Genomic DNA, 12027 nt, shown 5'->3' with positions numbered 1-12027 from the left:
CTATTATACAAACAAAAGTTCGCTTACGCAAGGTTAGCTGAAGATGCGGTACAATGAGCATAGCAAAAGATGGGAGGAACAGCATCATGAAACCAGCAATCGTCATTACCCGACCACTGAAACCCGACCAAGTCGCACAATTACAAGCCATCGCCCCGGATTATGAGTTCTTCACTCAGTGGCAACGGCCCCTGCCTGCGGATCGCCGCGGCTCAGTTGAGGTGATCCTCGGCGGCGATGGGAACTTGACGGATCAGATTCTTGACACGCCAGACAACCATCTTGGTTTTGTCCAAGCGCATTCGGCAGGCATCGATTATCTGGATCTGCCGCGGCTCGCTCAGGCCGGTGTCTTGGTCGCCAACACGAGCGGCATCCATACCCAAGCCATCTGCGAATACGTGATCGGGGCTATCCTCCAGCGCACCCGCGCGCTGATCGAGGCGGCCGCCAATCAGCGAGAGGCGAAATGGCAGCACGACGTCGATTATGCCGGCGTTGTTGGTAAGCGGTTGGTCGTTGTCGGGGCGGGACGCGTTGGTACCCAGATCGCCAAGGTTGCGACGGCTTTGGGGATGACGGTGATCGGCGTTAGCCGTAGTGGGCGTAAGCTCCCGTTCTTTGATGCTAACGTGACCGACGCGCAGGCGGCTGATACGCTCGCGCGAGCCGATATCGTGGTCGATCTGCTACCATTGACGCCAGCATCGACACATTTTTTCGATGCTGAACGGTTTGCCCAGTTGAAGCGCGGGGTGATGTTCATCAACGTCGGCCGCGGCGGCACGGTTGTCACCGACGCGCTGATCGCGGCGATCAGAAGCAAGCAGGTGGGGCATGCGGTGCTAGACGTTTTTGAAACCGAACCGCTACCGAGCGACTCGCCGTTGTGGCGCTTGCCCAATACCGTCATCACGCCACATATCGCGGGGCAAGTCGCGCACTTCACGACCGTGGTCACCGCGATTTATACTGAAAATCTCCGTAGCTACTTAAACACGCACACCTTGGTCAGCCATCAGGTCGATTTGACCCGCGGTTTCTAATCAAAAGGATACAACACGCGGAAACGTTCGATGACGACCATGGCCGACTTGGGATCAAATCGCAACTCGGCGGCTTGGTAGGCCGACGTCAGCGTCGCGATCTTCGCTTCGCGCCACTGGTCGAAGTCTGCCGCGCCTTCGGCCAACGCGTGGGTGGCGTCTAGCGTGGCAAAGGGGCTGATCAGGACCTCTTCGGTGTAAGTCAGTGCCAATGGTTGCTGGTTCGGATCCACGACAACGTTGATGTCATGCGCCTCCGGAAGCGGCAAGTGATTGTGCATGTAGAGTTCAAAGCCGCTGGTGAGGGCAGTCAGTTTGCCGGCGAGCAGTTGTTCAGAATCATCGATATCTGTGATAACGCGCTGGTAGTGCAGTGTCGGGTCGAGGGCGAGTTCTTGCTTGGCGGTCTGGAAAAAGGTGTCGATAGGGTTCATTGTGGCTCCTTTCAGGGATAGAAAAGCCCGCCGGCAATCGCCGACGGACTTGTTAATTAGAATTCCTTTTGATCGGCTGCGGACAGTGACGGCTTAACGACTGACCAGTGCATGTCGTCGGCGAGGGTCTGTTCTGCATCTTCGCGAGACTTGATCTTGTCCATGTTCCAAACGATGTTGGAAATCCGGCCACCGCTGAAGTCGAACGGTTCGGTGTAGATGTAGCCTTCCTCGGAGTTCTTCTCGCGTTCCTTGATCACCTTTTGGGTGAGGTCGCGGGCAAAGAACATGTTCTCGAGTTCAGGCAGTTGGTGTTCGTCGACAAAACCTTGACTGTTCAAAGCTTCGTTGGCCTTCTTGACCATGGTGGCATCTGCGGTTGCTTCTGCTGTAGTTGACATATAAATCTCTCCATTCTACTGCAGTCGCTGATTGGAGTAGGGCTGTGTAATTAGTTTACAAGAATATTATAGCACCAGATCGCCGCGACAGTCCGGGCTTTTTTTGCTATACTAGGTTAGTTTATGAGAACGGAGGCAATATGGTGGCACATTACGACTGGCAGTTGGCTGATCAGCCAGAAACAAGTGAAATCACGGCGTTGGCGAAGACTTTAAGCGTGACGCCATTTTTGGCGCGGCTGTTGTGGCAACGTGGCATCACGACTCCTGAAGCGTGGGCGCAATTTACCAAGCCTGACATCGCGATGCTTCACGACCCGATGTTGTTGCACGATATGGACAAGGCCGTGGCGCGAATCCAGCAGGCCATTGCCAACGGCGAGAAGATCACGATCTATGGGGATTATGACGTCGATGGCTTGACGTCGACGTCGATCATGAAAGAAGCGCTGGAAGCGATCGGGGCAGAGCCAGAAGTTTTCATTCCTGACCGCTTCACGGATGGCTATGGCCCCAACGCCGCGGTTTACAAATACCTGCAGTCAAACGGCACCCAGCTGGTGATTACCGTCGATAATGGGGTCGGCGGCAAAGACGTGATCGATGCTGCGATGGCGGCGGGGATGGATGTTATCGTCACCGATCACCACGAACTGCCTGAGCAGTTGCCTGACGCGGTGGCGGTCGTGCACCCGCGTTATCCGGGAAGTGATTATCCTTTTGGTGAGCTTTCTGGCGCCGGCGTCGCCTTCAAGGTCGCGACGGCACTACTCGACGCGCCACCGGTGGATGCCATCGATCTCGCCGCGTTGGGGGCGATCTGCGACATCGTCAGCTTGACCGACGAGAACCGGATCATCGTCCAGCTCGGGCTCGCCCAGATCCGTTCAGGCGCGCGCATCGGGCTAAACGCGTTGTTGAACGCGGCAGAGATCAAGCCGGAACAGGTGAATGAGCAAACCGTCGGCTTCGGCATCGGGCCGCGGTTGAATGCGCTTGGTCGGCTGGGGGATGCCAATCCTGGGGTGACGCTGCTGACGACCTTTGATGACGAAGAAGCCGCGCGCTTGGCGACTAATGTCAACGAGCGCAACGTCGAGCGTCAAGGATTGGTGCGTAAGATCTCGCAAGAAGCCTTGGCGATGGCCCAAGCACCTGAGAATCAAGACAAGAAGACCCTGGTACTGGCCAAAGCCGGCTGGCATGAAGGGGTCTTGGGCATCGTTGCAAGCCATGTGGTCGAAGCCACAGGCAAGCCGACGTTGGTTCTGAACATCAACGCAGACGGCACCAGCGCCAAGGGGTCCGGTCGTTCCGTCGCCCAGTTCCACCTATTTAATAGTCTCGATCCGGTGCGCGAGAAGATGACCCATTTTGGCGGGCACGCGATGGCCGTCGGGTTGACGGTACCAACGGCCAATCTCGATCAGATCCATGCGGCGATGGAAAAAGCCGCGGCGGTAGCGCTCAAAGATGTGGGCAAGCCGCAACAGCAGATCGCCGCGCGCTTGACGCCGGCCGACTTGACGCTGGCCAACTATCACGACATGCGTCAGCTGGCGCCTTTTGGCGAAGGTAATCCCGAACCGGTATTCAGCCTGCGACCAGAACGGCTCGATGGCATCCGCCAGATCGGCAAGACCAAAGACCACCTGAAGTTTTCAGCGGACGGCGTTGACGTCTTGGCGTTTGGCCAGGGGGATCAAGCCGACGCGCTGGCCGCGGCGAATCAGGTTAAGCTGGCGGTGACGCTAGATGAGAACACCTGGCAAAACCGCACCAACTTGCAGTTGCGGTTGAGTGACTGGCAACTGCAACAGCCAGACGTGATCGATATGCGGCTACCGCAGGCGAGTGCCGAGCAGTTTCGTGGGGCGTATACCTACGTCTTCTTTGATTCCAAGGTGAAGGCGCAGATGACGCGGCGGTTCCAGTTTGGCGGGCCGACGGTGCTAGCCAAAGATTTAGCTCCCGACACCGCCGACGCTGTGCTGGTCGACTTACCGGCAGATGATGCCAGTTTGCAGGCGGCGATGCGCCAGCTGCAAACACCGGTGCGGGTCGTGTTTGCGGCCGATCCGGCGCGGCTTGTCCCGATCCCTCAGCGTGAAGAGTTTGGCCGCGTGCTGGTCTTCTTGCGCCAGCATCCCAATTTTGACAAGCATCACTTGCCGGCGTTGGCACAGGCCGTGCATGTGACAACTTTGCAAGCAATTTTTGTGGTACAGGTGTTTTTCGAACTCGGATTTGTTAGAATAGATGGTGCGCTGATTTCGGTCAGCGACCAGCCAACTAAACAGCCGCTGAATGCGGCACAAGCATACCAAGACCGCGCCGCCTTTTTAGCGCTCGCCGCTCACCTGCAACAAGATGACCGGGCAACACTAAGTTCGCGCCTATTACGGTCCTAATTCAGAATGTGAGGCACAATCTGCATGTCAATTAACTTCAAAGACTACATCGCCAGCGTTAACGACTTCCCGGAGCCGGGCATCGTCTTTCGTGATATCTCTCCGTTGATGGCCGATGGCAAGGCCTATGCCGCGGCAACTGACGAGATCGTCGAATACGCCAAGGATAAAGGCGTCGAAATGATCGTCGGTCCTGAAGCGCGAGGCTTCATCGTTGGCTGTCCGGTGGCTTATAAGCTCGGTGTCGGGTTTGCGCCTGCACGTAAAAAGGGCAAGCTGCCGCGTGAAACGATCAGCGCCAGCTACGACCTTGAATACGGTAAGGCGACCTTGTACTTACACAAAGACGCCATTCGTCCCGGTCAGCGCGTGTTAGTATGCGATGATTTACTGGCGACCGGTGGCACGATCGCCGCGACGATCGAACTGGTCGAAAAGCTCGGCGGCATCGTTGTGGGCACCGCCTTTTTGGTCGAGCTGACGGATCTTCACGGTCGCGATAAGATCGGCGATCACGACATCTTCACCTTGATGGAGTACGAAGGCGCGTAATCAACTCAAAATCACCAGCAGGTCCGCGGATGCGGGCCTGTTTGTCTTTTCGCTTACTTTTAGAATGTGGTACAATATTGGTATGAAGGAGTCTATTCATGGCAAAGCATAAGAAAGAAGACAAGACGCTTGTCGAGAAGATGCTCGATAAGCAAAACATCGCATATACCAGCTACACGTTTCCGACGGTGCAAGAAGGCGACGTTCAGCAGGTCCAAGTCGACCATCTCGATGTCGACGAGCACCGGATCTACAAGACCTTGGCGCTGATCGGGAATAAAACCGGCCCGCTTGTCGGCGTCGTGCCGATCGACCGCCACATCGACTACAAGAAGCTGAGCAAGGCCTCTGGCAACAAGAAGGTCGGGATGATCCCGCTCAAGGACCTGGAGAAAACCACCGGCTACATTCATGGTGCCAACACCCCGATCGGAATCCATGCGCGCCACAACTACCCGATTTTTATCGGTGAAGAAGCAGAAAGCGAGAAAGAAATTATCGTCTCTGCCGGTAAGCTCGGGCGCTCGGTCGGCATCGACCCTAAGGCCTTGGCCAAAAGTGTCCGTGCCAAGTTCGCCGATATTACCGCACTGGAACCGCAAGAATCAAACTAAGCGTCGCTACGCCTTGGCTTTCCGACGAATAGGAGGAGATCATATGTTCACAGCAAACCATAGTCGTTTCGCCACTTACGGCGTGATCGCACACCTGCCAGGAGAAATCATCGATAGCATCTGGCTGATCATTGATCAAAATCTTCAAGGCGTCATCCCGTTAGGCAACTTGTTGCGCTTCGATCTGTTGAACAACGGCGGTAAGCTCACCGTCGCGTTTTCAGAAAAAGACAGCCCGACGACCATGGCGATCGATCTGCCGTTCCAATACACCAACCAGTTTCCCGACACGGTGATGGCGTATGATGACGGTGAAAACCAAACCATCCTCTTGCCTGAAGAGGGCCACGGGAACTAAACGAATCGACTGGCGGAGGCTGGTCGATTTTTTTGCGGCAAAACAAAAAAACCGCAACCGATAACGGCTGCGGAACGCTGATAGATCAGCATTTTATGAAGGAGAGTACAGGATTTGAACCTGCGCGCCGGTATTAGCCGGTTCGACGGATTTCGAGTTGTAATCTGACGGCTTGAATGACGTCGGATTGTTGATGCACGGCCATTCTTGGTGCGATTGAAACCGTTGAAATAGGCTGAATTTGAATGAAGTGGTACTGAATTGGCACGCGAATATACTTGACGCCCATCGTGTATTCATGATGGGTTTTTCAATCTATACATCCCAGCCTTGGGCGTTCATTAGATTATCAATCAACTTGTGGGCTTCTGACATCATGACAAAGGCGGTAACCGCATCACTTAATTTCGTTTCGTCATACAGTTTCAATTGATGTGCCTTCGGATTACGATACATATACACAATTGTCTTCAACAGTGATGCAACTGCGAAATACTGATCCTTTTCATCTTGTGTTTCAAGCCGGTTACCGCGAATAAACAAAACCGGTTGCTTTAGATTAAATATTTTCGTAAGAAGGCCAGTTCCATCTAGTGTCAACCCAGACATTTTACGAAGCCGATCTAGCAATCCCTTGCTAGCTTCGAAAACTGCATGAAAATAATCCTCGTGTAGCAACTCTTCTGTACAATAGACCATCACTTGGGGGTGCAATTCCAATGGTGTTAACAGATTGCTAAACGTCTGGAGTCGGGCCAGTGCTTCAGACATAGTCGAAACTGCTTCAACCTGAAGTATTACCCCATCGTCTCCTAGCTCAAACCCATAAAAAATCAATATAGAGTTAATAGACTGCCGGATGAGATTCCAATCTTTTGGTCGAGATACAAAATTGGCGGGTTGAATTACATACTGAATAATTCGAAAAAAGGGACGTGGCGAACCACCAGCATGGTTCATTTCGTAAATAGCCGTTTCGTTTAAACGCTGCCATTTCGTAGTGTGCGACATTTGTGGAATTTGGATAATTCGTTCCTCGTCAAAATCCTTCATCCTTAGATTTGAAAACATATCGGTTATCTTCGAACCCGTCAGTTGTTCCGCAAGAATTCTAGAAATCTTTTCAACGACCTGTTGATCAATTCTTTTGCTCAATGAATGTCCCCCCCATAAACGGGAAATGCTATAACTCGGAATGGTGTTGATTAGACATGACACATTAGATATTCGACTATACCCAATTTGTCCCACTGTATTTTCGAGCCGTTATTTGAAAGAAATAATTTCTTAATCTCATTTGAAGAAACTTTTCTCTGGGTAGAAACCCAAAGCTGAGATAGTGGTAACCACCATTTCGACTGTGAAATCTTCTGCCAATCTTTGACCTGGGAAACAATTGCGGCTTCAATTTTTGCGTTAGAGGCCTTACTACGCGGCTTGGTTAATACACATAACAATATTGGGCTAATGCTTCCATTTGTTTTCAGGTATCTAGAAACCACTTTTAGCGTTTCACTTGATGTTCCGGAGTTAGCTAGCACGTAAAAATACCATATTTCCAAGTCTGAGTCTGCGTAGTTTTCGCGAATAAAATCAAATTCATCAAAAAGGCGCCTCCAACACTGATGTCGAGTTTTTGGTTCTACTGAATTGACAATTTCGTAAATCACTTTGTAAGTCTGCATACATACGATAGGGAGGACATAAGAAATTTTAATCAAAAACTCCAAGAATGATAAGATAATTTGATCATTTGGAAATTGAATTTTGTTCATCTGGGTTTTCTTTTTTAAAATTGTCAGAACTGCCTTGACTGTCGGAATGTCGGAAGATTCAATCATTTCTGAGATAGAATCATGGACGCGTTGATACTGCTTAAAAGTAAACGAAACCCGACGCCGCCGCAACACAGGAATAATTGACTGATACTTTTCAAAATGAGCCTGTTTCTGAATCTCAAAACCTTTGAATAGCTTCACCTTGGTTTCATTAAATGAAAGTTCGTGGGAACGAAACAGCTTAACCAGCATAGTCTTTACCAACTCAAGATCAGTAATTGTTCTTAAAAAAAAGCGGTAATCATCCACATAACGAGTAAAGCTGATATCAAGATGTTGATTAACCAATTCGGCTTCAATTTTTTGATCCAGAGAAAGTTGAAAGATTTCGGCAGAGACTTTAGATGAAACAGGACCTTGAATCATTCCCTTGGTGTGATTATCATTAACTTTTTGATTGAACTCGTCCAGCCATTTCAAATATTTTCCAAGTGAGGTTTTTGCATGCTCACTGGACAATCGAAAAGTTTGTACATCAATGTTTGCAAGCAGGTGTGTATAAATATTCTCAAAATATTTACTGAGATCAATTTGGAGCACGTATGGATATGTTGATTCGATTCTGTACTTGTGAAGTCTACTTTCTTCAAAGAATTGGTTCGTTTGCTCATAACCAATAAATCCGATTGCCTCGTCCTGACTTTGTTGATCTGCCTCATCATCAAAGGGGTCATACAGCATTGCAGAAAAAATACCATTTCGACCAATAATAGGTGATTCGGAATGACTTGTACGACCGCTAATACGCTCTGCTCTCGTATATATTTGATTAAGTGCGGACTCTGCAACTAATAGACTATTGTATGCAAACATAACCGTATGTTTAATATTAGGAATTGCCATAGGGCGCCAAGACTCATCAACTTTCAACGTAAAAAATTTAATCGATTCAGCAGCCCAATTCCCCCCAAAAATATATTCTGGAGATTTAACCCCTGAGGCTAATCGGGAAATATACCCTGATTTACTATCCCGTACAAATAGTGTTGATTTTGGTTTTGTCGCGAGTTCTTGAATCAATGCAGTAGTGCTCTTTCTAGTGATGATATCTGATAAGAGCGGTGGCAGTTGAGTCGCAAACATTCCGTGAATCAGAATTTCAGCGTCTTCAGACTCGGAATCACTTAACAAAAAGTTATTTAACATAAACTATTTCCCATTCGTTGTCTGCTGGGTGCTTTGCGCTAGAAAAAGTGCAATGAGTGGCCCCAGACTGCTTCTTGTGCATACATGGATAAACCCTGCGAAACAAGAATCTATCAATGTTTTCATATATATGTGTAAGTTCATTTGCCGTATTTGAGTGTCCAGAAAGTGAATGCTCGCTGCAAAAAAACCAGTGAGTATTCAAGATGGCTTTGCCACCTCTCCTAATCCCTGGCCTCGGGCGCCTCCTAAACAGGGACGCCGGAATCGTAAGTTTATAACGCTCGATTTGTGGGTGTGCCGTCAATCGAATTAAACTCAACTCTATGCCATGCTTGCCGGACCAATCGTGAGAGTGAGTGGGCGACCAAGTGCATTGGCAAGTTTGGTTAACGTATCGATGGAAGTGTTGTTACCATTTTCGATACGAACAATCGTTGTCTTAGGAACACCGGACTTGTCCGCCAGCTTCTGTTGGGATAAACCAGCTTCCTCGCGGGCTTCAAGCAACGCCATCGCGCTTGCCATTTTGTTCTTTTCTTCATTGTAGACTTCACGGTACGAAGAGTCTTTCATCATTTCCGTGAAGTAGGCGTCGAGATCACCGGTGTGTTCCATAGTGAATTCGTGCAGGTCTTTACTCATTTGTCGTCTTCCTCCTTGTAGGTTTGATAAAACTCAGCTCGTAGGTCGATGGCATGATCAATCTCTCGCTGTGGCGTTTTGTTGGTCTTCTTGGAGAAGCCATGGGTGATGACGTAATCGCCGCCAAATACGTGAAAATACAAACCGCGCTGATAGGTTTTCCCTTGTCGTGAACGCAACTCATATAAATTGGTTGTGAGCTTCTTGATCAGCAACCGTTGCGCTGCTTCTTGTAAGCCAAGTTCTTCCGTAGTATGGATGGCTAACTGTAATTTTGCTCGTTCCTTGAGTGGCAACGAGTCGAGAAATTCGATGAATTCCATGTGGCCGTTCGGCCGCTTGTAAGGTCTGAATTTTGGCTTTTCCATAGTCAGATTCTATCATATATTGAACCGTAAAACAAATATGTGACCGAGATGCGACGAACCAGATTGCTGTAAGAAACCACGAAATTACTATTTTTGACTATCGCTGATCAATTCGCGGGTCTCAGCTTCCATTTTGTCGAGGGGCTCGGTCACATAGCGTCGATCAAGGAAGTGTGCAATGTCTTTGGTATTGATTAAGACTTGAATTACTTCTGCTTGATTCGGCAAGAAGATGGTTGACAGGCATATCATTACAATCGATGGCACAAACACCTGAACTGACATTACTGCTTGTGCATAGGATCAAGATTAAGCACGCTGAGCTGGTTAGCCTAACGTTGGCCTCGAGTTTTTAGTGAACTTACAGTTGACGAAACACTAATTAAACCATCGCCTTATCTTTGCGGCACTTGAGTCATTCGTCTACCTCATAAAATTTTTATTATTTTCTACTTACTCTCGTCGTCTATGCTCTCATCAGGGGTAGATGGAACGTCGATGATCGTTGCAGTAATCTCTTTAGGATTTTTTATCGTTTTACTGTGCCTAGTCATTTTCTTTGTCACATTGGTCGTTGCTTTTAAAACATTACTAGCACTCACAGCAGTACCATGGCCAAGTTTAGTGGCCAGTGCTTTAGCCGCTTCTTTTCGAATCCGCTTACGATTTTCTTTCTTTGAAACAATCAACTTCGATGCTTCAATAACCTCAGCGTCTAAATAGTAAATCTTAACGAAACTTCCTGCGGATAATACAGTGTTAGCCTTGGGGACAGTGCTTACGATAATATCAACTTTAGCCGTTGCAAAGCTTGCATCAGGTTCAGGGACTACTAGAGCATACTTGATGTCCAGTGTAGCAAATAATTCTCTAGTTTGATCTAAACTAAGGCCGCTTATATCTGGCACCTTCACATCGTTAAGATGCCTCTTGTTATGTTCATCCAACTGATGATTAGTAACATCAGCAGCAGCTTCAACAGCATTTCCGGCAATATTCAAGGTTTTGTCGAGTGTTTTAGTGAGCTTGGAAACACCCTTAGACTCTACTAATTTGTCCGCGGCTTTAATAAATTTATCTAATTTACTATCTTTTGCAGTCATTTTAAATTCCTCCGTTTCATTGATTAAATCCGATAACTCTAAGCAATTTGGCGTATTAATAAAGGTCTAGTCAGCATTGTTGATCATTGCGTCACGAGTTTCTTTTTCCATCTTATCAAGGTACTCTGTCACATACCGTCGATCTAACAAGTGCGCGACGTCACGGAAATGGTCGTTGGTCCACATGTACATCTGAATGATTTGATCCAAAGTAGCACGTTCCAGCTTCTCGTCTCCGGCTTTTCGGGCAATTTCTGCTTCCGCAAACATCTTTTGAACCATTTCGACGTGATCGACCAAACCGTTAACAGAATTGTCTTGGTGTTCAAGTTTCTCTGACTGCCAGCTGCGCCAGTCGGCATCGTTGAGATACAAGTCGTTAGGCGTCACTTGCAACGCCTCACACAGCTGCATAATCGCTTTGGCAGACGGTGCCGAAATTGCCCGCTCAAACTTAGACACGCTTTGCTCAATGCTACCCATTGCATCAGCAAGGTCTTTTTGCGTCATGCCGCGTTCCATACGAATACGCTTAATATTTCTAGCGAGCTTCTTGTCGATACCTTCTTCACTTTTTCCGAACATGAGTTGATTTCTCCTTTTTGTAGCCTTACTTGAAGCTTAATGAAACCCATTGAAAGTGTCAAGGAATAATTAAACGAAACCTGTTTGTAACTTACCCAAAAAGGTTGATAAGTTTCTTCGAGGATGGTATGATACAGCCATAGCAGATTATAAACCCATACCTGTTAAATTCAAACCAAAAGAGGTGATTATATGTTAGTCGATAAGAACATGCTCATGCAGCTAGGATTTTCCGGTTACAAAGCCGGACAGATTATCCATCAATGCAAGCTGAACCTGGTTGCAGACGGTCATTGCTTCTATGCAAACCGCAAGTGCGGCCAAGTCCCACTCCACGCCATCGTCAGTCTGTTAGGCTTCAATCCATTTGAAGATCTGGCAATGGTCACGTAACACCACGCCGCCGCGCGCGGCGTGCAGCGCGAAAGCCGCTAGCGCGAGCGGCGGCGGTCGGCGTTAGCCGGCCGCCCAAGCCCCCGTATTCTAACAGGGGGGCACAAAATGACAACAACAATCCGAAACGAGG

At 48.8% G+C, this 12027-nt stretch carries 14 protein-coding genes; 6 read left to right on the top strand and 8 right to left on the bottom strand.

Features of this window, described 5'->3' with window-relative positions:
* Nucleotides 1-86 precede the first annotated feature (86 nt).
* Nucleotides 87-1046: an NAD(P)-dependent oxidoreductase gene (locus tag ACYVRB_RS00285; RefSeq protein WP_461212821.1), complete on the top strand. Its 960-nt coding sequence runs from the start codon at nucleotides 87-89 to the stop codon at nucleotides 1044-1046.
* On the opposite strand, the gene ACYVRB_RS00280 is transcribed toward ACYVRB_RS00285, so the two are convergent.
* Together ACYVRB_RS00280 and ACYVRB_RS00275 are read right to left on the bottom strand one after the other, a co-directional pair.
* On the bottom strand, nucleotides 1043-1480 hold the full coding sequence (locus ACYVRB_RS00280) for an ASCH domain-containing protein (RefSeq protein WP_461212820.1): 438 nt from the start codon (nucleotides 1478-1480) through the stop codon (nucleotides 1043-1045). The two genes, ACYVRB_RS00285 and ACYVRB_RS00280, sit on opposite strands and share 4 nt — an antisense overlap.
* Nucleotides 1481-1536: 56 nt before the next feature.
* Nucleotides 1537-1881, bottom strand: a complete 345-nt coding sequence (locus ACYVRB_RS00275) for a hypothetical protein (protein ID WP_461212819.1) — start codon at nucleotides 1879-1881, stop codon at nucleotides 1537-1539.
* 143 nt (nucleotides 1882-2024) lie between these two features.
* Between ACYVRB_RS00275 and recJ the strand changes: the two genes are divergently transcribed.
* From recJ to ACYVRB_RS00255, 4 genes are all read left to right on the top strand, one after another.
* On the top strand, nucleotides 2025-4292 hold the full coding sequence (gene recJ, locus ACYVRB_RS00270; protein ID WP_461213027.1) for a single-stranded-DNA-specific exonuclease RecJ: 2268 nt from the start codon (nucleotides 2025-2027) through the stop codon (nucleotides 4290-4292).
* Between the two features lie 24 nt (nucleotides 4293-4316).
* Nucleotides 4317-4844: an adenine phosphoribosyltransferase gene (locus ACYVRB_RS00265; RefSeq protein WP_461212818.1), complete on the top strand. Its 528-nt coding sequence runs from the start codon at nucleotides 4317-4319 to the stop codon at nucleotides 4842-4844.
* Nucleotides 4845-4942: 98 nt separating this feature from the next.
* Nucleotides 4943-5458, top strand: a complete 516-nt coding sequence (gene ybaK, locus ACYVRB_RS00260; RefSeq protein WP_461212817.1) for a Cys-tRNA(Pro) deacylase — start codon at nucleotides 4943-4945, stop codon at nucleotides 5456-5458.
* Nucleotides 5459-5501: 43 nt separating this feature from the next.
* A complete protein-coding gene (locus tag ACYVRB_RS00255) occupies nucleotides 5502-5816 on the top strand; it encodes a DUF960 domain-containing protein (RefSeq protein WP_461212816.1) in 315 nt (104 codons plus the stop codon).
* Between the two features lie 315 nt (nucleotides 5817-6131).
* On the opposite strand, the gene ACYVRB_RS00250 is transcribed toward ACYVRB_RS00255, so the two are convergent.
* The 6 genes from ACYVRB_RS00250 to ACYVRB_RS00225 form a co-directional block, all read right to left on the bottom strand.
* Complete coding sequence (locus tag ACYVRB_RS00250) at nucleotides 6132-6971, bottom strand: TIGR02391 family protein (protein WP_301057648.1); 840 nt, start codon at nucleotides 6969-6971, stop codon at nucleotides 6132-6134.
* Between the two features lie 50 nt (nucleotides 6972-7021).
* Entirely contained in the window at nucleotides 7022-8800 is a 1779-nt protein-coding gene (locus ACYVRB_RS00245; RefSeq protein WP_461212815.1) for an RNA-directed DNA polymerase, read from the bottom strand.
* Between the two features lie 324 nt (nucleotides 8801-9124).
* Nucleotides 9125-9445 carry a helix-turn-helix transcriptional regulator gene (locus ACYVRB_RS00240; RefSeq protein WP_301057644.1) on the bottom strand — a complete coding sequence of 107 codons (321 nt, stop codon included), beginning with the start codon at nucleotides 9443-9445 and terminating at the stop codon, nucleotides 9125-9127.
* The gene (locus ACYVRB_RS00235; RefSeq protein ID WP_301057642.1) at nucleotides 9442-9813 is read right to left on the bottom strand and encodes a type II toxin-antitoxin system RelE/ParE family toxin; all 372 of its coding nucleotides are present in this window, start codon (nucleotides 9811-9813) and stop codon (nucleotides 9442-9444) included. Before ACYVRB_RS00235 ends, ACYVRB_RS00240 begins: the two co-directional genes overlap by 4 nt.
* 449 nt (nucleotides 9814-10262) lie before the next feature.
* Nucleotides 10263-10916, bottom strand: a complete 654-nt coding sequence (locus ACYVRB_RS00230) for a PASTA domain-containing protein (RefSeq protein ID WP_301057640.1) — start codon at nucleotides 10914-10916, stop codon at nucleotides 10263-10265.
* A gap of 66 nt (nucleotides 10917-10982) precedes the next feature.
* Nucleotides 10983-11501, bottom strand: a complete 519-nt coding sequence (locus ACYVRB_RS00225) for a helix-turn-helix domain-containing protein (RefSeq protein WP_301057638.1) — start codon at nucleotides 11499-11501, stop codon at nucleotides 10983-10985.
* A 192-nt stretch (nucleotides 11502-11693) separates the two neighbouring features.
* Here ACYVRB_RS00225 and ACYVRB_RS00220 point away from each other — a divergent pair, with 192 nt between their 5' ends.
* On the top strand, nucleotides 11694-11894 hold the full coding sequence (locus tag ACYVRB_RS00220; RefSeq protein ID WP_125754576.1) for a DUF3173 family protein: 201 nt from the start codon (nucleotides 11694-11696) through the stop codon (nucleotides 11892-11894).
* Nucleotides 11895-12027 lie beyond the last annotated feature (133 nt).

Source organism: Lacticaseibacillus boliensis, from assembly GCF_054784775.1.
Note: the sequence above shows the minus strand (reverse complement) of the source record. Positions and strands in the feature narration are given on the sequence as shown.

Coding starts and splice junctions, on each gene's coding strand:
- ACYVRB_RS00285 (WP_461212821.1), top strand. CDS start 87: ATGAAACCAGCAATCGTCATTACCCGACCACTGAAACCCGACCAAGTC.
- ACYVRB_RS00280 (WP_461212820.1), bottom strand. CDS start 1,480: ATGAACCCTATCGACACCTTTTTCCAGACCGCCAAGCAAGAACTCGCC.
- ACYVRB_RS00275 (WP_461212819.1), bottom strand. CDS start 1,881: ATGTCAACTACAGCAGAAGCAACCGCAGATGCCACCATGGTCAAGAAG.
- ACYVRB_RS00265 (WP_461212818.1), top strand. CDS start 4,317: ATGTCAATTAACTTCAAAGACTACATCGCCAGCGTTAACGACTTCCCG.
- ybaK (WP_461212817.1), top strand. CDS start 4,943: ATGGCAAAGCATAAGAAAGAAGACAAGACGCTTGTCGAGAAGATGCTC.
- ACYVRB_RS00255 (WP_461212816.1), top strand. CDS start 5,502: ATGTTCACAGCAAACCATAGTCGTTTCGCCACTTACGGCGTGATCGCA.
- ACYVRB_RS00245 (WP_461212815.1), bottom strand. CDS start 8,800: ATGTTAAATAACTTTTTGTTAAGTGATTCCGAGTCTGAAGACGCTGAA.
- ACYVRB_RS00240 (WP_301057644.1), bottom strand. CDS start 9,445: ATGAGTAAAGACCTGCACGAATTCACTATGGAACACACCGGTGATCTC.
- ACYVRB_RS00235 (WP_301057642.1), bottom strand. CDS start 9,813: ATGGAAAAGCCAAAATTCAGACCTTACAAGCGGCCGAACGGCCACATG.
- ACYVRB_RS00230 (WP_301057640.1), bottom strand. CDS start 10,916: ATGACTGCAAAAGATAGTAAATTAGATAAATTTATTAAAGCCGCGGAC.
- ACYVRB_RS00225 (WP_301057638.1), bottom strand. CDS start 11,501: ATGTTCGGAAAAAGTGAAGAAGGTATCGACAAGAAGCTCGCTAGAAAT.
- ACYVRB_RS00220 (WP_125754576.1), top strand. CDS start 11,694: ATGTTAGTCGATAAGAACATGCTCATGCAGCTAGGATTTTCCGGTTAC.